Here is a 13,990-nt window from a genome sequence, read left to right as displayed (position 1 = left end):
GGGGGCGTTATCATGCATGCTTTCGCCAAGGCTTTGTTGGGCCTTTCAGCAACGGCACTGTTGGCCGTTCCTTCCGTATGGGCGGAGGGAAAGCAGAATTTCACGCTTAACAACAAGACCGGCTACACAATCTCTGAGGTCTATGTCTCGCCCAGCAAGGCATCCAGCTGGGAAGAGGATGTGTTGGGCCGTGATGAAATGCCCGATGGCGAAACTTTTGATATTGAGTTCAGCCGCTCGGAGAAGTCCTGCAATTGGGACCTGAAGGTGGTCTACGACGACGGTACGCCGGCCGAATGGTCCGGCTTCAACCTGTGCGAACTGTCGACCATCAGCATTTATTACGACCGCAAGAAGGACAAGACCTGGGCCGAGTATGAGTGAAGCCAGGACCTGACGTTCATGAAAGGGCCGCCGGCGGGGAACCAGCGGCCCTTTTCTTTTGCGACCACCGATAAAGAAAAAGGCCGCCGGGTCGCACCGGCAGCCTTTGAGTTGCAGAGCAGTCCACCCTGTCGAAAAATCAGAACTGTTCGACGTCCAGATCCATCATGGACTTGGCGCCGGACATCAGGCTCTTGAAGCGGAAATCCACCTCCGGCAGCATCTTTTCCACGAAGAAGCGGGCCGTCTTGATCTTGGCGTCGTAGAAGGCTTCCTTGCCATCGGCACCTTCGGCCAACTTGGCCTGCGCCACCTTCACCATCTTCAGCCACATCCAGCCGACGCTGACCAGACCGAAGATGCGCAGATAGTCGGTAGAGGCGGCACCCGCCTCATCCGGGCGGGCCATGCCCTTCTGGGCGACCACGGCCGTGGCCTGCTGCAACTTGCCGAACGCCTTGGCCACGGGAATGACGAATTCCAGCAGCGTCGGGTCTTCCTGGCTCTGCTCCAGCTCCGCCTGCATCGGGTGGAAGAAGCGGCGCAACAGGCGGCCCAGATTCTGCGGCATCTTGCGGCCGACCAGATCCAAGGCCTGAATGCCATTGGCGCCTTCATAGATCATGGCGATGCGGGCATCGCGCACGAACTGCTCCATGCCCCATTCACGGATATAGCCGTGACCGCCATACATCTGCTGGCTGTTGGTGGCGATCTCATAGCCCATGTCGGTGAAATAGGCCTTGATCACCGGGGTCAGCAGGGCGACGAAATCATCGGCCTCCTGACGGGCGACCGGGTCCGGGTGCTTTTCCACCAGATCGATCATCATGCCGACCCAATAGCCCAGCGCACGCGCGCCCTCGATGAAGGCCTTGCCCTGCATCAGGTTCTTGCGCACATCGGGATGAACGATGATGGGATCGGCGGCCTTGTCCGGCGCCTTGGTCCCCGACAGGGCCCGGCCCTGCAACCGGTCCTTGGCATAAACAACGGCGTTCTGGTAGGCGACGGACGCCACGCCCAGACCCTGCATGCCCACACCCAGGCGGGCGGCGTTCATCATGGTGAACATGGCGCGCATGCCCTTGTGCGGCTCACCCACCAGCCAGCCCTTGGCATCGTCGAAATTCATGACGCAGGTGGCGTTGGCCATGATGCCCATCTTATGTTCGATGGACCCGCACATGACGCCGTTGCGCACGCCCGGCTCGTTATTCTCGTTGGGCAGGAACTTCGGCACCAGGAACAGGCTGACGCCCTTGATGCCCGGCGGGCCATCCGGCAGCTTGGCCAGCACCAGATGGATGATGTTGCTGGTCAGGTCATGTTCGCCGGCGGAGATGAAAATCTTGGTGCCGGTGATGCGGTAGCTGCCATCATCGCTGGGGACGGCCTTGGTCTTCATCAGCCCCAGGTCGGTGCCGCAATGCGGCTCCGTCAGGCACATGGTGCCGGACCATTCGGAAGAGACCATCTTGGGCAGGTACTGGGCCTTCAACTCGTCCGACGCATGGGCGCGGATGGCGTTCATGGCGCCATGGGTCAGGCCCGGATACATGGCAAACGCCATGTTCGACGAACACATCAGTTCTTCCAGCACGAACCCGATCGTATGCGGCAGTCCCTGCCCGCCATATTCGGGATCGAAGGCCATGCCCTGCCAGCCGCCTTCCTTGTACAGATCATAGGCTTCCTTGAAGCCCTTGGGCGTGCGCACCACGCCGTTCTCATAGTGGCAGCCTTCCTCGTGACCCGACCGGTTGATCGGCTGCAACACGTTCTCGCAGAGCTTGGCAGCCTCTTCCAGGACGGACTGGATAAGGTCGGGGGTCGCATCCTCGAAGCCGGGAAGCTGGGTCAGCGACTGGGCATTCAGGACGTCGTTGAGGACGAAGTTGATGTCTTCGAGCGGGGCTTTGTACATGGGCATGGGAGGGTTCCTTCCTTCCATTGGTCGACGACGCATGGCCCCCGGCAGGAGGCGGAACTGCTCCATTCGGGGAAGACAGGCACCGGCAAACCGGGTTGCAGACGGGTTTAGGACAATGACCTAACGAATTCACTACAGTCCCAGATAGCTGAGCAACATCATCAACGGGTCCCATATCAGGGCCAGGATCACATAACCATCCATGACGCAAACTAGCAGGACAGTCGGAGCCGACAGCGCCAGAGCAAGGCCGGGCTTCTTCAGCTTCGCGTTCACCCACCGGGACAGAAAGAACGGAATAAGAAGCAGACTGAAAATCGGCATCAAAGCTTCGGCAAAATAAGAACTATCATCACGGACCACTTCCGGACTGAGAACGGAAAAGCCGATGGCGAAATAGGCAAAAAGGATCACCGGCAGGGAAGCAAAAAAAAGAATTTGGCCTCGTACGTGCCAGAGATCGAACTTCCTTCGCCTCATTTCGGCAATAGACATCATGTCTCAATCCGAAAATATGGTGGAGCCAGCTTTGACGCCAGCCCCACCATTCGACTCCTCAATTCCGCAGCGGCTTGCCGGTTTCCAGCATGTGCTCGATGCGGTTGATAGTGCCGTTGGTCTTGGTCAGGGCCAGGAACCCTTCCCGCTCCAGCGTCAGCAGGTCGTCTTCGGTCATCACCTGTGTGATGTCGGTGTTGCCACCCGACAGCACGAAGCCGATGGCCTTGGACACGACCACGTCATGCGGCGTGGCCTTGCCCTGCTGGGCGAAGCCATCCACGGCCATGGAGAAGGCAGCGGCGGCCGTCGGACCCGGCAGGCGGATTTCCGGTTCCTGCGGCGGGGTATAGTTCGCCGCCAGTTCCAGGGCCTTGGCCTTGGCATCGGCCAGCAGACGATCCTTGTTGAAGGTGATGCCGTCGGTCGGGCGCAGGATCAGCATGTCGCGCGCCTCGAACGCCGATTTGGCGACCTTGGCCGTGCTGATGGCCTCGAATGCCTGGCTCAGGGCCGGCATGGGGCCGCCCGGACGACGCTTGTTGGCCAGATGGCGGATCACCATCTCCTTGCAGCCACCCCACCCCGGCAGCACACCGACGCCGACCTCGACCAGACCCGAATAGGTCTCGGCATGGGCCTGGACGGCGGAGCTGTGCAGCAGGATTTCGCAGCCTCCCCCCAGCGCCATGCCCGACGGGGCCGCGACGGTGGGGAACGGCGCGTATTTCAGGGCCTTATAGGTGTTCTGGCCCTCGGCAATCGTCGCCTCAATCTGCGGCCACAGGCCGATATTGATGGCGAACAGGGCCAGACCCAGATTGGCACCGACGGAGAAGTTCTGCGCCTCATTATGGATGACCAGGGCCTTGTAGGCACCGGACTTGCCATCACCGATGATGCCCATGGCCTTGCGGATCATGCCCATGATGTCCTGATCCAGGGCATTCATCTTGGACGTGAATTCCAGGCACAGGACGCCGTCGCCGATATCCCACAGGCTGGCGGAACCGTTCTTGGCGACCGGCTTCGACCCGCGCTTGATATCGGTCAGCAGCAGCACACCGTCCGGACGCTTCACCTCGGCATAGTTGCCATCGGTGCCCAGGAACAGCAGCTTGGAGCCTTCCACCTTATAGAAGGGACGGCCGGCGGCCACCTTCACCATGTGCGGAACGGCCTTGCCCTCGGCGGCCAACTTTTCCGCGAACCAGCCGGTGCCCAACTGGTCGATCAGCTCAAACGGGCCGGACTTCCAGTTATAGCCCAGGCGCATCGCCTCATCGACCGCCGTGATCTGTTCGGCAATCTGCGGGACCAGATCGGCGGCGTAAGACAGCGCCTGCGACAGCACACGCCAGGCATAGGCCCCACCAGCGTCAGCGGTTTCCACGAGCGCCTTCAGGTTCTTGGCCGAAGCAGACGCCAGCGTGGCCTTTTCCGACGTGCGATAGACGCCCGTCTTCAGGTCGATGGCTTCCTTGACGCGGCGGCCATCAGCGGCCTTGGTCTGGCGGTAGAAGCCGCCCTTGCCCTTACGGCCCGTATAGCCGTCGGCGATCATCTTGTTGGCCAGCGCGTTGTCGCGATGGATACGGCGATAATCATCGTCAGCCGGCAGCGTGGACAGCAGCGACTTGGAAATCAGCGGCATCAGGTCCAGACCGACCAGATCGATCAGACCGAAAGTGCCGGTCTTGGGGATGCCCATGGGGCGACCGGTGATGGCGTCCGCCTCTTCCACCGTCAGGCCGCCATCGATGGCCTCGTTCACGGCGACGGCCATGAAATAGGTACCGATGCGGTTGGCGATGAAGCCCGGCGTGTCCTTGCATTCCACCACGCCCTTGCCCAGGACGCGGTCGCAGAAGGCGCTGACGGTGTCGAACGCATCCTGGCGGGTTTTCGGACCCTTCACCACTTCCAGCAGACGCATATAGCGCGGCGGATTGAAGAAGTGGGTGATGCAGAAATCGGTCGCAAACCGCTCCGACTGACCTTCCAGCAGGATGTTCAGCGGGATGGTGGAGGTGTTGGACGAGACGATGGAGCCGTCCTTCCGGACCGCTTCCAGCTTCTGATACAGGTCGTGCTTGACCTTGGGGTTCTCCAGCACGGCCTCGACGATCCAGTCGACATCGGCCAGCTTTTCCAGGTCATCCTCGATATTGCCGGGGGTGACGAGGCTGGCGGCCTTCTTGTGCATGAAGGGGGCCGGGTCGGTCTTCAGCATCTTGTCGATGGCGGTCTTGGCAACGACCGAACGGTCGCCGCCATTGTCCTTCACCGCCTGCGGAACGATGTCCAGCAGGTAGACGGGAATGCCCGCATTGGCGATGTGGGCAGCGATACCGCTGCCCATGACGCCGGAGCCGATGACGGCGGCTTTCTTAATAGTCATGGGTGTTTCCTCCCGCTTGAAGCCGCCGATCAGACCGCTTCCAGGACGGTGGCGATGCCCTGACCGCCGCCGATGCACTGGGTGGCCAGCGCCAGGGACTTGCCCTCACGCTGCAACAGGCTGGCGGCCTTGCCGGTGATGCGGGCACCGGTGGCGCCCAGCGGGTGACCCAGTGCCAGCGCGCCGCCATCCAGGTTCACCTTGGACGCATCGAAGCCCAGCTCCTTGGCGACCGTCATGGACTGCACGGCAAACGCCTCGTTGCTTTCCACGATGTCGATGTCGGCGATGGTCACGCCGGCACGGGCCAGCGCCTTCTTGGATGCCGGGACCGGGCCATAGCCCATGATGGTGGGATCGCAGCCGGACACGGCGATAGAGCGGATTTTAGCCAGGATCTTCAGGCCATGGGCCTTGGCAAAATCTTCCGAGCAGACCAGCGTGGCCGACGCGCCATCGGTCAGCGGCGATGAGGTGCCAGCGGTGACGGTGCCGTTTTCGGCATCAAAGGCCAGCTTCAGGGTCGCCAGACCCTCCGCCGTCGTGCCGGCGCGGATGCCGCCATCCTGGCTGACCACCTTGCCGCCGGGGACGGTGATGGGGACGATCTCAGCCTCAAACCGACCCTCGGCCTGCGCCTTGGCGGCCTTGGCGTGAGACTCGACGGCATAGGCTTCCTGCTGGGCGCGGGTGAAGCCGAACTTCTTGGCAAGGTTTTCCGCCGTGATGCCCATGGCCATGTAGGCGCCCGGATTGGCAGCATGCAGGACGGCGTTGGGCATCGGGTTGTAACCGCCCATCGGCACGCGGGACATGCTTTCCACACCAGCGGCGATGAAGCAGTCGCCAGCGCCCATGGCGATGGCGCCGGCAGCCTGATGGATCGACTGCATGGACGAACCGCAGAAACGGTTGACGGTCGCGCCCGCCACCGACTGCGGCAGACCCGCGATCATGGCCACCAGCTTGGCGACGTTGAAGCCCTGCTCACCTTCCGGGAAGGCACAGCCCATGATCAGGTCTTCCACGGCGGCGCCGTCAACACCGGTACGGGCCAGCAGTTCCTTCACGACAGCGGCGGCCAGATCATCCGGGCGCACCTTCGTCAGTTCGCCCTTGTTGGCGATGTGGAAGGGTGACCGGGCGTAACCGGCAATCACGACGTTCTTCATCTCTGGAGCACTCCTCGCCTGGGGTTGGCTGCGGCCCGTCTCTGTCGGACGGTACCGTTGATTTTGGGGACAGGATAAACCATTCAAACGAGCGTATGAAATCATTCCGCCCGGGAAAAGAAGCTTATTCGGTTTGAACCGGCACACCCTTGGAATGGAGATGCGACACGATCATGCCGTCGATCTCATGCAGTTCCTTGAGCGTCTGCTGGACATCGCGCAGTTGCTGCTCCAGATGCACGATACGGTCGCGGGCGCGGCGCAGCAGATAGGTCATCTGCTCCACCTGCGCCTCGTCCGTGTCATACAGGTCGAGGAAATCCTTTATTTCCCCAATGGAGAAGCCCAACCGCTTGCCCCGGCAGATCAGCTTCAGCCGGGCGCGGTCACGGTGAGTGTAGATTCGCGTCTGGCCCATCCGGGCCGGTGAGATCAAACCTTCATCCTCGTAAAACCGCAGCGACCGCAGGGTCAGGCCGAATTCGTCGGCCAACTGACCGATGGTGAAGGTTTGCGCCGGGTTATAGGCGGACTTGGCCTGATCGATGGTGTTCAGCATGAGAGCTGCCCTTGTCGCTGACAGGTGGCTTACGTTTACGTAATAGGTAAGTTAAGCTTCCGCGCACGTCAAGCGGTTTTTGCATGGCGGCCATCCTTTCGCCGCCTTTATCTAATCTGGGGGTGGACAAGCCCGCGCGCCAGTCGCAAGTCTCCTGCCCGATCAAATTTTTGATAAAATGGCGGGTGCGTGACATGTCGGTAATTGCTGAGCAGGGTCCTTATGTACTGATCGTGCGGTGCCCGGACCGCAAAGGGATCGTGGCGGCGGTTTCAACCTATCTTGCCAAGCATGACGCCTCGATCACGGAATCGAACCATTTCAATGACGCGCTGAACAATCTGTTCTTCATGCGCACGGTGTTCCGGGCGGACGGGGCCGATTTTCCCGATCTGGACGCGCTGAAGGAAGGTTTCGCCCCCATCGGGCGCCAGTATGACATGCACTGGGAACTGCACGACCTGTCGGTGCGGCCCAAAGTGGTGATCGCCGTATCGAAATTCGGCCACTGCCTCTATGACCTGCTGCATCGGCAGCGGTCGGGCAGCCTGCGCATGGATATCCCGGCGGTAGTGTCCAACCATGACGATATGCGCAGTTTCGTGGAATGGTCGGGCATCCCCTATCACCACCTCCCCGTACCCAAGGGTAACAAGGAAGCGCAAGAGGCGCAGTTCACGAAGATCATTCAGGATAGCGGCGCCAATCTGGTCGTGCTGGCCCGCTACATGCAGATTCTGTCGCCGGAATTCTGCGAGGTCCTGTCAGGCCGCTGCATCAACATCCATCACAGCTTCCTGCCCAGCTTCAAGGGCGCCAAGCCCTATCATCAGGCGCATGAGCGTGGTGTGAAGATCATTGGCGCCACAGCCCATTTCGTCACCAACGTCCTGGATGAAGGCCCGATCATCGAACAGGATATCCAGCGCGTGGACCACAGCCACACGCCCGAGGATCTGGTCGATATGGGCCGCGACGTCGAATGTGCCGTGCTGGCGCGGGCCGTGCGCTGGCAGCTTGAACACCGCATCATCATGGATGGATCGCGGACGGTGATTTTTAAGTGAATGTAAAAAGGGGGCCTTTTGGCCCCCTTTTTTGTTTTCAAATACCGTCATCGGCTCCCGCCCCTGGTTCCGGCGGGTGCTCATCCGGTCGATATTCCAGAATGTCGCCCGGCTGACAGTTTAGAACCATGCAAATCTGATTCAGGGTCGCAAAGCGAATACCCTTTACCTTCCCGGTTTTCAGCAAGGACAGGTTGGTCAGGGATATTCCAACCTCCTCTGCAAGCTTGGTCACCGACATTTTGCGTCGGGCCAGCATCACATCGACATTGATGATGATGGCCATCAGATGATCCCCTCCCCTTCAACCTTCAGGTTGCGTCCAATGCGGAAGGCTTCTGCCAGAGCAAGAAGAACCAGACCGCAGAGTGCCAGCCAGCCATCGAGATCGGCTTTGACCTGAGCATAAGGTGTGGATGGCAAGCCGAATGATAGAGGGCTGGTTACCAGAGCACGCCCATCCGCCAACGTGATACCGGACAGCGTCAGCGGCAACAGGCAGGAAGAGACCAGTGTCGCTGCGTTTACACCGATCAGCAGCCAACCCAGCCATCGCAGGCGCGGCACAGCCGTCTCAGCAAAAGGGTCACCCCCGGCAATATCCCCGACCAGCCGCCGCAAGGTGATGGCAGCGTAAAGCCATAACCCGACCACCAGCGCCGTTGAGACGCCAAACAGGAACTTTATCCACATCTGGTCGACTGCAACGTTCAAGGTAGCGCGGTCAGCCAACAGATGACCAACCACCGCCTGGGCGTCACCCAACAGGTCTGTAGAGCCGGCTGGGCCCAGGACAATCGGAAACATCATGAACCACGGCTTACCGGCCAAACCTCCGTAAAGGCTGACGCCAAGGATCAGCAGGATACCAAGACCGAGCAGCCAGATGGATGCGGTCAGTATCCAGTTCAGGACACGCAGTGACATGTTTTGAAACTCCATTCGTTACAGACATGGAGCTTCTATATATCATCCATAATTTTATGCAAAACATAAAATTTAATATGCGTAACGAATATCGCATCCATTGTCTGAGCAGACGTGCCCAGGCATGATGGCGGCCAGAGGCCCGCCATTCGGCGGTACTTGAAAGCGATGGGATTGCAACGGGATAGCACCGGGCAACAGCGATTGCCCGCATACCCACGTTGGGTATAGGGCGCAGCGAAATGATGTCCGCAGGACAATCGACGACGACTACGGCCGTCGCGACATTATTTAAGCGTGAAGAGCGGGAAGCGTTGGCTGCTTACCCGTAAAGCTGCTTCGCCCGCCCCTCGAACGCCGCCACCATGCGCTTGACGGCCTCGTTGAACAGCGCGCCGATGATGGTTTGCAGGACCTTGTTCTTGAACTCGAAATCCACGAAGAAATCGACGGCGCAGCCATCGGCGTGGGGTTCGAAAACCCAGTGGTTGTTCAGGTAATGAAACGGGCCGTCGACATATTCGACATCCACCCGCAGGGCTTCCGGGTTCAACGTCACCTTCGACGTGAACCGCTCACGGATCATCTTGAAGCCGATGACAAGATCGGCCCAGATCACCGGTTCCTGCCGCTTGCGGATGCGGCAGGCCACGGCCCAAGGCAGGAATTCCGGGTAGCGCTCCACATCGGCGACAAGCGCGTAGAGCTGCTCCGGCGTGTGCGGCAGGATGCGCCGTTCGGCGTGCGTCGGCATGGGATGTCAGTACCCTGGCATCAGTATCATTCGGCGGCGGGGCGGTTGCCCGCCAGCTTGGCCTCGCGTGCCGCACGCAGCTTCCGGAAATCATCCCCGGCATGGTAGGAGCTACGGGTCAGCGGGCTCGACGACACCATCAAGAAGCCCTTGCCGCGCGCCAACGTGGCGTAGCTTTCGAACTCATCCGGCGTCACGAAACGGTCCACCGGCGCATGCTTGGGCGTGGGCGCCAGATACTGACCAATGGTCAGGAAATCGACGTCGGCGGCGCGCAGATCGTCCATCACCTGCCCGACCTCTTCCTTCGTTTCGCCCAGGCCAACCATGATGCCGGACTTGGTGAAGATGGTGGGGTCCACTTCCTTCACCCGCTGCAACAAGGCCAGCGAGGTGAAGTAACGCGCACCGGGCCGGATGGAGGGGTAAAGGCGCGGCACGGTTTCCAGATTGTGGTTGAACACATCGGGCCGGGCCTTGGCCACATGCTCCACCGCGCCGGGCTTGCGCATGAAATCGGGCGTCAGGATTTCGATGGTGGTGGCGGGTGCCGTCTTGCGGATGTTCAGGATGGTGCGGGCGAAATGGTCGGCGCCGCCATCGGGCAGGTCATCGCGGTCCACCGAGGTGATGACCACATGTTCTAGGTTCAGGCTGCCCACAGCCTCGGCCACCTTCTCCGGCTCATGCGGGTCCAGGTTCAGCGGCTTGCCGGTGGCTACATTGCAGAAGGCGCAGGCGCGGGTGCAGATGGCCCCCAGAATCATGAAGGTGGCGTGCTTCTTCTTCCAGCATTCGCCAATGTTCGGGCAGGCCGCTTCCTCGCACACCGTATGCAGCTTCAGGCCGCGCATCAGGTCGCGGGTTTCCGCATATTCACGGCTGGTCGGCGCCTTTACGCGCAGCCAATCGGGCTTGCGCTGGATCGGGTTGTCCGGGCGGTTGACCTTTTCCGGGTGGCGGACGCGGGGTTCTTCGATCGTCATGGCCCTGACCTTGGGAATTGCCTTGGCGCAGAACATAAGCCGCCCCGGCCCATGAACCAAGCGTGGCGTTCCGCCACCCTCCCCCGCACAGGCTGCAAGGCGGCCAGCAAAAAAGGGCCGGAGCGACGGCTCCGGCCCTTTCTCAATCAATACATTGACGGCACATCACATATGGATGGCGCGGCCATCCACGGCCAGGGCCGCTTCCTTGATGGCCTCGGTCAGGGTCGGGTGAGCATGGCTGGTGCGGGCGATATCTTCGGCGGATGCGCCGAACTCAATGGCCAGACCCAGTTCCTCAATCATCTCACCGGCCGACGCGCCGATGATATGGGCGCCCAGGATGCGGTCGGTCTTGGCATCGGCCAGGATCTTCACAAAGCCGTCGGTGGCGTTCATGGAACGGGCGCGGCCATTGGCGGTGAAGGGGAACTTGCCGGCCTTGTAGGCGACACCTTCGGCCTTCAGCTGCTCTTCCGTCTTGCCGACAGAGGCCACTTCCGGCCACGTGTAGACGACACCGGGGATGGCGTCATAATTGATGTGGCCCGTTTGACCGGCCAGGATTTCGGCGAAGACCACGCCCTCCTCCTCGGCCTTGTGGGCCAGCATGGCGCCGGCCACCACGTCACCGATGGCATAGATGCCGCGGACATTGGTCTGGAAATGATGGTCGATCTTCACGCGGCGGCGTTCGTCCAGCGCCACGCCCACGGCTTCCAGGCCCAGGCCGCTTGTGAAGGGACGGCGGCCGATGGCGACTAGGACGATGTCGGCTTCCAGCGTTTCGGCATTACCGCCGGCGGCCGCCTCAATGGTCAGCTTCACAACCTCACCCTCGGTCACAGCGGACGTGACCTTGGTGGAGGTCTTGAAGGACAGGCCCTGCTTGGCCATGATGCGCTGCATCTGCTTGGACACTTCGCCATCCATGGTCGGCAGGATGCGGTCGAAGAATTCGACCACGGTCACCTGCGCACCCAGACGCTGCCAGACAGAGCCCAGTTCCAGGCCGATGACGCCGCCGCCGATTACGACCAGACGACCCGGCACCGTGTCCAGAGCGATGGCACCGTCGGACGACACGATGCGCTTTTCATCGATGGTGACGCCCGGCAGGGGGGCGACGTCGGAACCGGTGGCGATCAGGATATTCTTGGCCGCCACATCTTCCGCGCTGCCATCATCCTTGGTGACGGTGACGACACCGGCGGCCTTGATGGAGCCCAAACCCGTGAAGCGGGTGATCTTGTTCTTCTTGAACAGGAAATCCACGCCCGTGACGTTGGACTTCACCACCTCGTCCTTGTGCTTCATCATGCCGGGCAGGTCCAGCTCGACACCGCTGACCTTCACGCCGAAAGCACCCAGATGGTGCTTGGCCTCGCTGAACTTCTCCGACGCGACCAGCAGGGCCTTGGACGGGATGCAGCCGACATTCAGGCAGGTGCCGCCCAACGTCTTGCGCTTTTCCACGACCGCGACGCGCATGCCCAGCTGGGCGGCGCGAATGGCGGCGACATAACCGCCGGGACCGGCACCGATGACGACGAGGTCGAACTGCGTATCAGCCATTTGAATGACCATCCGTTTTTGTGCGACCCCGTCTAGGGTCCTGGAATTTGTTCGCGGGATTTATGGCAATCCCTGACGCCCATGTCCATCGCGCGACCTTGGGGACAGATGCCGCCGATGCACATGGCTGGACATAATCTGCAGCATTGATGGAAAAATCGGAAAAATTCTTTCTGCTGCGGCGCAACAATCGACTAAAGCCTATATACCTTTGGTTAGGAAAGGATGGGATGATCACCTGTTAGGGCAAAAAAGCCGGGCTGCCGCCGATCAGCGGAACAACACCGGCACCGGTAACGGGAGGAAACATGGATCAGGCCGCAGGCTGGCAGGACACCGCCACATCCACGCACCGGACACAGAACGCCATCGCCGAACTGGCGCAGGAAGTGGGAACGCTGGGCGTTTCCATTGCCGATGTCGCCGGCCATGTCGGCGATGTCTCTGTCCGCATCGCCCGGCAAGCCGCCATCTTTGAGGAACTTCGCCGGCAGGCGCACGACATGGCCGACGGTAACAGGAAGGTGACGGGCGCCGCCTCTGCCGCACGTGAGGTGACCACCCGCGCGCGGCAGGAAGTGGCGCAAAGCCGGAGCCAAGTGGATCACGCCCTGGCCGATATCCGCGCCCTGGCGGAGGATGTGAACGGCATCGAACGGCAGCTGACCGGGCTGACCGACGCGCTGAACCGGGTGGGAAGGGTTGCGGCGGAGATTAACACCATCGCCAAACAGACCAACCTTCTGGCGCTGAATGCCACCATCGAGGCGGCGCGGGCCGGCGATGCCGGGCGCGGCTTTGCGGTTGTCGCGACGGAGGTGAAGGCCCTGGCCAACAAAACGGCGGAGGCGACGCAGGAGATTGACGCCACCATGCGCGACCTGGGCGAACAGGTAAAAGCCCTGTCGGCCAGAGGGGCCGCCGGTGCCGCTAAAGCCACGGCGGTGCGCAATGATACGACCCGCATCGGCGATGTCATGACCACGCTGGACCGCGCCATGGCGGAGGTCGACAGCCAGCAGGACCAGATCGACCGCGCCGCCCGCGCCATTGCCGGCTCCATCGCCACCGTGGAGGGCCGCATTGACGGTCTGGCCGGCGATGTGAAGGACAGCGCCAGCAGCCTGTCGGTGGCCGGCGACCGGCTGAACAAGCTGCTGGCCACATCGGAACGGTTGATCGGGCACAGCGCGGAACTCGATGTTGAGACGGTGGATACACCCTATATCCGCACCGTCCGCGAAATCGCCGCCCGCATGGCCGCCACCTTTGAACGCGCGGTCGCCGACGGGACCCTGACGGTGGCTGACCTGTTCGACGACAAGTATCAGCCGATCCCTGGCACCGAGCCGGTCCAGCATCGTACCCGCTTCACCGACCTGACGGACCGTCTGCTGCCCGACATCCAGGAGCCGGCGCTGGCCCTGTCGGACAAGGTGGTGTTCTGCGCCGCCGTGGACCGCAACGGCTATCTGCCCACCCACAACCGTAAATTCAGCCAGCCGCAGCGGCAAGGCGACGTCGCCTGGAATACGGCCAATTGCCGTAACCGCCGCATCTTCGATGACCGTGTCGGCCTGGCCGCCGGACGCAACACCAACCCCTTCCTGCTCCAGGCCTATCGCCGCGACATGGGCAACGGCACCTTCGCCCTGATGAAGGACTGCTCCGCCCCCATCATCGTCGCGGGCAAACACTGGGGTGCCGTGCGGCTGGCCTATAGGGTGTGACCCA

Annotated in this window: 13 protein-coding genes; 3 read left to right on the top strand and 10 right to left on the bottom strand. The window is 61.5% G+C overall.

The window, feature by feature from the left end; all coding sequences use genetic code 11:
* The first annotated feature begins 12 nt into the window (after positions 1-12).
* Positions 13-384, top strand: a complete 372-nt coding sequence (locus ACT6Q8_RS04445; RefSeq protein WP_444734109.1) for a hypothetical protein — start codon at positions 13-15, stop codon at positions 382-384.
* 139 nt (positions 385-523) lie between these two features.
* Here the strand turns inward: ACT6Q8_RS04445 and ACT6Q8_RS04440 are convergent, their stop codons facing one another.
* The 5 genes from ACT6Q8_RS04440 to ACT6Q8_RS04420 form a co-directional block, all read right to left on the bottom strand.
* A complete protein-coding gene (locus ACT6Q8_RS04440; RefSeq protein ID WP_054167380.1) occupies positions 524-2,317 on the bottom strand; it encodes an acyl-CoA dehydrogenase C-terminal domain-containing protein in 1,794 nt (597 codons plus the stop codon).
* A gap of 132 nt (positions 2,318-2,449) precedes the next feature.
* Positions 2,450-2,815, bottom strand: coding sequence for a hypothetical protein (locus tag ACT6Q8_RS04435; protein WP_444734108.1), 366 nt, complete (start codon positions 2,813-2,815; stop codon positions 2,450-2,452).
* A gap of 58 nt (positions 2,816-2,873) precedes the next feature.
* Positions 2,874-5,216 carry a 3-hydroxyacyl-CoA dehydrogenase/enoyl-CoA hydratase family protein gene (locus ACT6Q8_RS04430; RefSeq protein WP_054167379.1) on the bottom strand — a complete coding sequence of 781 codons (2,343 nt, stop codon included), beginning with the start codon at positions 5,214-5,216 and terminating at the stop codon, positions 2,874-2,876.
* A gap of 29 nt (positions 5,217-5,245) precedes the next feature.
* Complete coding sequence (locus ACT6Q8_RS04425) at positions 5,246-6,388, bottom strand: thiolase family protein (protein WP_054167378.1); 1,143 nt, start codon at positions 6,386-6,388, stop codon at positions 5,246-5,248.
* A 124-nt stretch (positions 6,389-6,512) separates the two neighbouring features.
* Positions 6,513-6,947 carry a MerR family transcriptional regulator gene (locus tag ACT6Q8_RS04420; protein WP_054167377.1) on the bottom strand — a complete coding sequence of 145 codons (435 nt, stop codon included), beginning with the start codon at positions 6,945-6,947 and terminating at the stop codon, positions 6,513-6,515.
* Positions 6,948-7,141: 194 nt separating this feature from the next.
* On the opposite strand from ACT6Q8_RS04420, the gene purU reads away from it, so the two are divergent.
* Positions 7,142-8,014, top strand: a complete 873-nt coding sequence (purU, locus tag ACT6Q8_RS04415) for a formyltetrahydrofolate deformylase (protein WP_054167376.1) — start codon at positions 7,142-7,144, stop codon at positions 8,012-8,014.
* A 37-nt stretch (positions 8,015-8,051) separates the two neighbouring features.
* On the opposite strand, the gene ACT6Q8_RS04410 is transcribed toward purU, so the two are convergent.
* The 5 genes from ACT6Q8_RS04410 to lpdA all read right to left on the bottom strand — a co-directional run bounded on the left by ACT6Q8_RS04410 (position 8,052) and on the right by lpdA (position 12,256).
* On the bottom strand, positions 8,052-8,300 hold the full coding sequence (locus ACT6Q8_RS04410; protein WP_054167375.1) for a helix-turn-helix domain-containing protein: 249 nt from the start codon (positions 8,298-8,300) through the stop codon (positions 8,052-8,054).
* Positions 8,300-8,941 carry a DUF2975 domain-containing protein gene (locus ACT6Q8_RS04405; protein ID WP_444734107.1) on the bottom strand — a complete coding sequence of 214 codons (642 nt, stop codon included), beginning with the start codon at positions 8,939-8,941 and terminating at the stop codon, positions 8,300-8,302. The genes ACT6Q8_RS04410 and ACT6Q8_RS04405 overlap by 1 nt, the downstream gene beginning before the upstream one ends.
* Positions 8,942-9,263: 322 nt before the next feature.
* Positions 9,264-9,695, bottom strand: coding sequence for a type II toxin-antitoxin system RatA family toxin (locus tag ACT6Q8_RS04400; protein WP_054167373.1), 432 nt, complete (start codon positions 9,693-9,695; stop codon positions 9,264-9,266).
* A gap of 26 nt (positions 9,696-9,721) precedes the next feature.
* Positions 9,722-10,681: a lipoyl synthase gene (lipA, locus tag ACT6Q8_RS04395; RefSeq protein ID WP_054167555.1), complete on the bottom strand. Its 960-nt coding sequence runs from the start codon at positions 10,679-10,681 to the stop codon at positions 9,722-9,724.
* 165 nt (positions 10,682-10,846) lie between these two features.
* Entirely contained in the window at positions 10,847-12,256 is a 1,410-nt protein-coding gene (gene lpdA / locus ACT6Q8_RS04390) for a dihydrolipoyl dehydrogenase (protein ID WP_444734106.1), read from the bottom strand.
* A gap of 308 nt (positions 12,257-12,564) precedes the next feature.
* On the opposite strand from lpdA, the gene ACT6Q8_RS04385 reads away from it, so the two are divergent.
* Positions 12,565-13,986, top strand: a complete 1,422-nt coding sequence (locus tag ACT6Q8_RS04385; protein WP_444734105.1) for a methyl-accepting chemotaxis protein — start codon at positions 12,565-12,567, stop codon at positions 13,984-13,986.
* The last annotated feature ends 4 nt before the right edge of the window (positions 13,987-13,990 follow it).

It is taken from the genome of Niveispirillum sp. (assembly GCF_052437035.1).
Classification (GTDB): Bacteria; Pseudomonadota; Alphaproteobacteria; order Azospirillales; family Azospirillaceae; genus Niveispirillum.
The sequence above is the reverse complement of the archived record's forward strand: the minus strand, read 5'-3'. Positions and strand labels throughout refer to the sequence as shown.

What these genes read in the sequence shown, in the direction of transcription:
- ACT6Q8_RS04425 (WP_054167378.1), bottom strand. Translation starts at nt 6,388, where the DNA reads ATGAAGAACGTCGTGATTGCCGGTTACGCCCGGTCACCCTTCCACATC.
- ACT6Q8_RS04420 (WP_054167377.1), bottom strand. Translation starts at nt 6,947, where the DNA reads ATGCTGAACACCATCGATCAGGCCAAGTCCGCCTATAACCCGGCGCAA.
- ACT6Q8_RS04430 (WP_054167379.1), bottom strand. Translation starts at nt 5,216, where the DNA reads ATGACTATTAAGAAAGCCGCCGTCATCGGCTCCGGCGTCATGGGCAGC.
- ACT6Q8_RS04440 (WP_054167380.1), bottom strand. Translation starts at nt 2,317, where the DNA reads ATGCCCATGTACAAAGCCCCGCTCGAAGACATCAACTTCGTCCTCAAC.
- ACT6Q8_RS04400 (WP_054167373.1), bottom strand. Translation starts at nt 9,695, where the DNA reads ATGCCGACGCACGCCGAACGGCGCATCCTGCCGCACACGCCGGAGCAG.
- purU (WP_054167376.1), top strand. Translation starts at nt 7,142, where the DNA reads ATGTCGGTAATTGCTGAGCAGGGTCCTTATGTACTGATCGTGCGGTGC.
- ACT6Q8_RS04385 (WP_444734105.1), top strand. Translation starts at nt 12,565, where the DNA reads ATGGATCAGGCCGCAGGCTGGCAGGACACCGCCACATCCACGCACCGG.
- ACT6Q8_RS04435 (WP_444734108.1), bottom strand. Translation starts at nt 2,815, where the DNA reads ATGATGTCTATTGCCGAAATGAGGCGAAGGAAGTTCGATCTCTGGCAC.
- ACT6Q8_RS04445 (WP_444734109.1), top strand. Translation starts at nt 13, where the DNA reads ATGCATGCTTTCGCCAAGGCTTTGTTGGGCCTTTCAGCAACGGCACTG.
- ACT6Q8_RS04405 (WP_444734107.1), bottom strand. Translation starts at nt 8,941, where the DNA reads ATGTCACTGCGTGTCCTGAACTGGATACTGACCGCATCCATCTGGCTG.
- ACT6Q8_RS04410 (WP_054167375.1), bottom strand. Translation starts at nt 8,300, where the DNA reads ATGGCCATCATCATCAATGTCGATGTGATGCTGGCCCGACGCAAAATG.
- lipA (WP_054167555.1), bottom strand. Translation starts at nt 10,681, where the DNA reads ATGACGATCGAAGAACCCCGCGTCCGCCACCCGGAAAAGGTCAACCGC.
- lpdA (WP_444734106.1), bottom strand. Translation starts at nt 12,256, where the DNA reads ATGGCTGATACGCAGTTCGACCTCGTCGTCATCGGTGCCGGTCCCGGC.